Below are 5,731 nucleotides of genomic sequence, written 5' to 3' on the forward strand. Positions count from 1 at the left end.
GTGGACGAGCGCCTCGGCGAGACCGTGGCCACGGGCGTCGGGGGCCAGCCACATCGAGATCATGTGGTGCTCGTCGTCGTGGATGATCCCGGCAGCGAGCCCGGACGGCTTGTCTCCGACCCAGGCGATGACGGCGGCGCCGGACGCCGCCCAGAGCCGCCAGCGCTCGTCAGGCCAGGCGGCGACCTCCTCGTAGGAGTCCCAGTAGGCCTCAGGGGTGTCCTGCAGAGCCGCGAGACGCACGTGCTTGAGCGCCGGCCACTCCTCCTCGACGACGACACGCACCTCCGCCGTCGGGCCCACCGTCGGGGTCCCGACGCCGGGGAGCGTGCTGGGCCTTCTCGGGGCGCTCACGAGCTCACACCAGGTCGAGACCGGGGTACAGCGGGAACTTCGCGAGCAGCTCCGCAGCAGCGGCCTTGGTGTTGTCGGCGACACCGTCGGCGATGGCGTAGGACGCCTTGGAGGGGCCACCGGCCTTCGTGGTGCCGGGGGTCGTCTTCGAGAGGACGTCGACGATGAGCTCGGCGACGCGGTCGAACTCGTCGGCGCCGAAGCCGCGGGTCGTCAGGGCCGGGGTGCCGAGGCGGATGCCCGAGGTGTACCAGGCGCCGTTCGGGTCGGCCGGGACCGAGTTGCGGTTGGTGACCACGCCGGAGTCGAGCAGCGCCGACTCGGCCTGGCGGCCGGTGAGGCCGAAACTGGTGACGTCGAGGAGGACCAGGTGGTTGTCGGTGCCACCGGTCACGAGCTTGGCGCCGCGCTTGAGGAAGCCCTCGGCGAGCGACTTGGCGTTGTCGGCGACCTGCTGGGCGTAGGTCTGGAAGCTCTCCTGCTTCGCCTCGGCGAAGGCGACGGCCTTGGCGGCCATGACGTGACTGAGCGGGCCACCGAGGACCATCGGGCAGCCGCGGTCGACGCTCGGGGCGTACTCCTCGGTGGCCAGGATGAAGCCACCGCGCGGGCCGCGCAGCGACTTGTGGGAGGTCGAGGTGACGACGTGGGCGTAGGGAACCGGGTTCTCCTCGCCCTGGAACACCTTGCCGGCGACGAGGCCGGCGAAGTGGGCCATGTCGACCATCAAGGTGGCGCCGACCTCGTCGGCGATCTCGCGCATCTTGGCGAAGTTCACCCGGCGCGGGTAGGCGGAGTAACCGGCCACGATGATCAGCGGCTGGAACTCGCGCGCCTTGGCGCGCAGCGCGTCGTAGTCGAGCAGGCCGGTCTCGGGGTCGGTGCCGTACTGGTTCTGGTGGAACATCTTGCCCGAGATGTTCGGGCGGAAACCGTGGGTGAGGTGACCGCCGGCGTCGAGGCTCATGCCGAGCAGGCGCTGGTTGCCGAGCTCGGCACGCAGCGTCTCCCAGTCGGCCTCGGAGAGCTCGTTCATGTTCTTGACGGCCATCTTCTCCAGCCACGGGCCCTCGACCCGGTGGGCGAGGATGGCCCAGTACGCCGTCAGGTTGGCGTCGATGCCGGAGTGCGGCTGCACGTAGGCGTACTCGGCGCCGAAGAGCTCGCGGGCGTGCTCGGCCGCGATCGACTCGACGGTGTCGACGTTCTGGCAGCCGGCGTAGAACCGGTGACCGACGGTGCCCTCGGCGTACTTGTCGGAGAACCAGGTGCCCATCGTCATCAGGGTGGCGGGGCTGGCGTAGTTCTCGCTGGCGATCAGCTTGAGGCTGGCGCGCTGGTCAGCGAGCTCCTGCTTGGTCGCCTCGGCGATGCGGGGCTCCACGGAGGCGATGACCTCGAGGGCTTGGTTGTAGGCAGAACTCACAGTGCCTGAATTCACCGGGGCAGACAGATCGCTCATGGATCACAGCCTAGTCAGCCGCGCGGGCGAGAGCAGCATCGTGGTCGTCCGGTGCGTTGCGTACGCCCCCTATCACCGCCCGCGGGAATGACCGCTCCCTCAACTGAGTTAAGGAAGCGTGACCAGATGGTGACCTCGGACACATCGCACGCGTGAACAAGCGAGAACGTCCCACATAACGGACCGACGTCTCATATATCGGGATTCCAGATTGCGTGAGCGCCGTCCGCTCCCTGAGACTCCTTGACATGGTCACTGCTGCAACACATGCGCACCTCGTGGTTCGACGCCACGTGGACTATTGCCGCATCCGCAGCTCGATCTGTTGGCGCCACTGACGCCCAGCGCTCCGCATCCCACCGCGTCGAGCCGCTGGCCCGCCGCCCGACAGACATCCCGGGCGCTCGCCGCGAGCACGTCCCTGCTCCGCCGTGCGTCCACGACCGACGCAAAGGTTTCTCTGACATGAGCGACAACCGGTTTCAGGCCAAGCGCGCCACCCGGACCGAGATCCCCCGGCCCAAGAAGGGCGAGGGTCAGTGGGCCCTCGGCTACACCGAGCCGCTGAACAAGAACGAGGAGTCGAAGAAGAACGACGACCCGCTCAACGTTCGCGACCGGATCCTCTACACCTACTCCAAGCGCGGGTTCGACTCGATCGACCCGGCGGACATGCGCGGTCGCTTCCGCTGGTTCGGCCTCTACACCCAGCGCAAGCCCGGGATCGACGGCGGCAAGACGGCGATCCTCGAGGAAGAGGAGCTCGACGACCGCTACTTCATGATGCGGGTCCGCTCCGACGGCAAGCTCCTCTCCTCCGCCGCGGTGCGCACGCTCGGTCAGATCGGCATCGACTTCGCGCGAGACACGGCCGACATCACCGACCGCGAGAACATCCAGTACCACTGGATCGAGATCGAGAACGTCCCGGAGATCTGGTCGCGCCTGGAGGAGGTCGGGCTGCACTCGACCGAGGCCTGCGGCGACTCGCCGCGCCCGTTCCTCGGCTCCCCGGTCGCCGGCGTCGCCGCCGACGAGATCATCGACGGCACCCCGGCGCTGCGCGAGATCGAGTCGCGCTACCTGGGCGACCCCGCCTTCTCGAACTTCCCGCGCAAGTTCAAGACCGCGCTGACCGGCCACCCGTCGCACGACGTGGCACCGGAGATCAACGACATCGCCTTCGTCGGCACCGTCCACCCCGAGCACGGCCCCGGCTTCGACGTCTGGGTCGGCGGCGGTCTCTCCACCAACCCGCGTCTGGCCGAGAAGCTCGGCGTATGGGTGCCGCTCGAGGAGGTCGCCGACGTGTGGGCCGGCGTGGCCGGCATCTTCCGCGACTACGGCTACCGCCGGCTGCGCTCGCGGGCGCGGCTGAAGTTCCTGGTCGCCGACTGGGGCAAGGAGAAGTTCCGCGAGGTGCTCGAGAACGAGTACCTCGACCGCGAGCTGATCTCCAACCCCTCCCCCGAGTCGCCACTGGGCCACCGCGACCACGTCGGCATCCACGACCAGAAGGACGGCAAGAAGTACGTCGGTCTGGCCCCGGTCGCGGGCCGCATCTCCGGCACCCACCTGGTCGAGCTCGCCGGCGTGATGGAGAAGTTCGCCGTCGAGGGCGCCCGGCTCACGCCGTACCAGAAGGTCGTGCTGATCGGGGTCTCGCCCGAGGTCGTCGAGGACCTGGTCACCGAGCTGGACGCGATCGGCTTCTCGGCGCGACCCTCCAACTGGCGCCAGAACACGATGGCCTGCACCGGCATCGAGTTCTGCAAGCTCGCGATCGTGGACACCAAGGACCGCGCCCGTGACCTGATCGCCTCGCTCGAGTCGCGGTTCCCGGAGCTCGACGCGTCGATCACCGTCAACGTCAACGGCTGCCCCAACGCCTGCGCCCGCACCCAGGTCGCCGACATCGGCCTCAAGGGCCAGCTCGTCCTCGACGACGACGGCAACCAGGTCGAGGGCTTCCAGGTGCACCTGGGCGGCGCGACCGGCCTGACCGCCAACTTCGGCCGCAAGCTGCGGGCCCACAAGGTCACCTCCGCTGGGCTCGACGACTACATCTCCGCCCTGGTGGTCAACTACCTGGCCGACCGGACCGAGGGCGAGACGTTCTCGGCCTGGACCGCACGCGCCGACGAGGTGCTGCTGCGCGGCGAGAAGACCCTGAGCGAGGTGCCCGCATGAGCTCTCGCGCGGGTACGCCGTTCCACTGCCCGTTCTGCGGGGAGACCGACCTGTGGCCCCACGAGGCGGCGCACGGGTCCTGGGAGTGCCGCGCCTGCCTGCGGGCCTTCCAGCTGAAGTCGTTGGGACAGATCTCTCGGACCGTCACGAAGGAGGCGCACGCATGAGCGTCAGCACAGCAGCCGCCCGCGCCAACCGCGCGGTGGACACCGAGGGACGTACGCCCGAGGAGCTGCGCGAGATCGTCTCCCACTGGGGAGCCGAGCTCGAGCTCGCCCCGGCCGAGACGATCATCGAGTGGGCCGCCGCCACCTTCGGCGAGCGGTTCGCGATCACGTCCTCGATGGGCGACGCGGTCCTCGCGCATCTGGCCTCCAAGGTCGTGCCCGGGATCGACGTGGTCTTCCTCGACACCGGCTACCACTTCATCGAGACGATCGGCACCCGCGACGCGGTCGCGGCGACGATGCCGGTCAACCTGCTGACGATCACCCCTGTGCAGAGCGTCGCGGAGCAGGACGCGGAGTACGGCAAGGACCTCTACCGGACCGACCCCGACCTGTGCTGCGCGCTGCGCAAGGTCAAGCCCCTGGCCGACTCGCTCGCCTCCTACGACGCCTGGGCCACCGGTCTGCGCCGCGCGGAGACGAAGAACAGGGTCATCGCCCCGGTCATCGGCTGGGACGCCAAGCGCCAGAAGGTCAAGGTCTCGCCGATGGCGCGATGGTCCGACGAGCAGGTCGAGCGATATATCGAGGACAACGGAGTGCTCGTGAACCCGCTCGTCTATGACGGGTATCCCTCGATCGGCTGCGCGCCGTGCACCCGCCGGGTCGCCCCCGGCGAGGACCCGCGCAGCGGGCGATGGGCCGGCACCGGCAAGACCGAGTGCGGCATCCACGCCTGACCTCTCCACAGACTTTCCGACTCCCTGCAACACCCGAAGGATGAAGACAATGGCAGCTCCCGCTCTGGTAGCCCTGGCTCACGGCAGCCGCGATCCGCAGTCCGCCGCGACCATCAACGCCCTCGTCGCCGAGGTACGCGCCCTGCGCCCCGACCTCCGCATCGAAGCCGCCTTCCTCGACCACTCCCGGCCCCGTTTCCAGGCCGTCATCGACAAGCTCGTCAAGGCCGGCCACGACGAGATCGTCGTCGTGCCGCTCCTGCTGACCGAGGCGTTCCACGCCCGCGTCGACGTACCCTCGGTCATCGCCGAGGCCACCGCCCGTCACGCCGGCCTGCGGATCCACACCAGCGCGATCCTCGGCCTCGAGAGCGTCTTCCTGCAGGTGCTCGACGAGCGTCTGCGGGCCTCCCTGAAGGCTGCCCGGGTCCGCGAGCTCGACGCGCTGGTCCTGGCCGCCGCCGGCTCCTCGGACTCGCTGGCCAACCAGTCCGTGGCTCGCCTGGCCCGGATCTGGGGTGCCCACCACAAGCTGCCGGTCGTGGCCGCGTACGCCTCGGCTGCTCCGCCCGCGACCGGCGAGGCCGTCCGTGCCTTCCGCGCCGAGGGCCGCCGCCACATCGCCGTCGGCATGCTCTTCCTGGCTCCCGGGCAGCTGCCCGACCGCGCCAAGGAGCTCGCCCTCGAGGCCGGCGCCGTGGCGGTCAGCGACCCGATGGGCGCCCACCCCGAGGTGGCCCGCACGATCCTGGCCCGTTACGCCGTCGGTGCCGTGGAGCTCGTCCCGGTCTGACCCGAACTCGCCGAGACGTCGCTCG

Annotated in this window: 6 protein-coding genes; 4 read left to right on the forward strand and 2 right to left on the reverse strand. The window is 69.5% G+C overall.

Going from position 1 to position 5,731, the window contains the following annotated elements:
• Both ACFVJS_RS25995 and ACFVJS_RS26000 read right to left on the reverse strand, forming a co-directional pair.
• Positions 1 to 354: GNAT family N-acetyltransferase (locus ACFVJS_RS25995; RefSeq protein WP_378886401.1), on the reverse strand; the 354-nt coding region annotated here is incomplete at its 3' end.
• A gap of 4 nt (positions 355 to 358) precedes the next feature.
• Complete coding sequence (locus ACFVJS_RS26000; protein ID WP_378886403.1) at positions 359 to 1,816, reverse strand: glycine hydroxymethyltransferase; 1,458 nt, start codon at positions 1,814 to 1,816, stop codon at positions 359 to 361.
• 465 nt (positions 1,817 to 2,281) lie between these two features.
• Here ACFVJS_RS26000 and ACFVJS_RS26005 point away from each other — a divergent pair, with 465 nt between their 5' ends.
• The 4 genes from ACFVJS_RS26005 to ACFVJS_RS26020 are packed head-to-tail and all read left to right on the forward strand — an operon-like array spanning position 2,282 to position 5,706.
• On the forward strand, positions 2,282 to 4,006 hold the full coding sequence (locus ACFVJS_RS26005) for a nitrite/sulfite reductase (protein WP_378886405.1): 1,725 nt from the start codon (positions 2,282 to 2,284) through the stop codon (positions 4,004 to 4,006).
• A complete protein-coding gene (locus ACFVJS_RS26010; RefSeq protein WP_378886406.1) occupies positions 4,003 to 4,173 on the forward strand; it encodes a hypothetical protein in 171 nt (56 codons plus the stop codon). The genes ACFVJS_RS26005 and ACFVJS_RS26010 overlap by 4 nt, the downstream gene beginning before the upstream one ends.
• Positions 4,170 to 4,913, forward strand: coding sequence for a phosphoadenylyl-sulfate reductase (locus tag ACFVJS_RS26015; protein ID WP_008357240.1), 744 nt, complete (start codon positions 4,170 to 4,172; stop codon positions 4,911 to 4,913). Before ACFVJS_RS26010 ends, ACFVJS_RS26015 begins: the two co-directional genes overlap by 4 nt.
• Positions 4,914 to 4,962: 49 nt before the next feature.
• Positions 4,963 to 5,706 (forward strand): sirohydrochlorin chelatase, encoded by a 744-nt coding sequence (locus ACFVJS_RS26020; RefSeq protein ID WP_165111098.1) that lies wholly within the window; start codon positions 4,963 to 4,965, stop codon positions 5,704 to 5,706.
• Positions 5,707 to 5,731: the final 25 nt, after the last annotated feature.

The sequence above is a fragment of the Nocardioides sp. NPDC057772 genome (assembly GCF_042798075.1).
Classification (GTDB): domain Bacteria; phylum Actinomycetota; class Actinomycetes; order Propionibacteriales; family Nocardioidaceae; genus Nocardioides.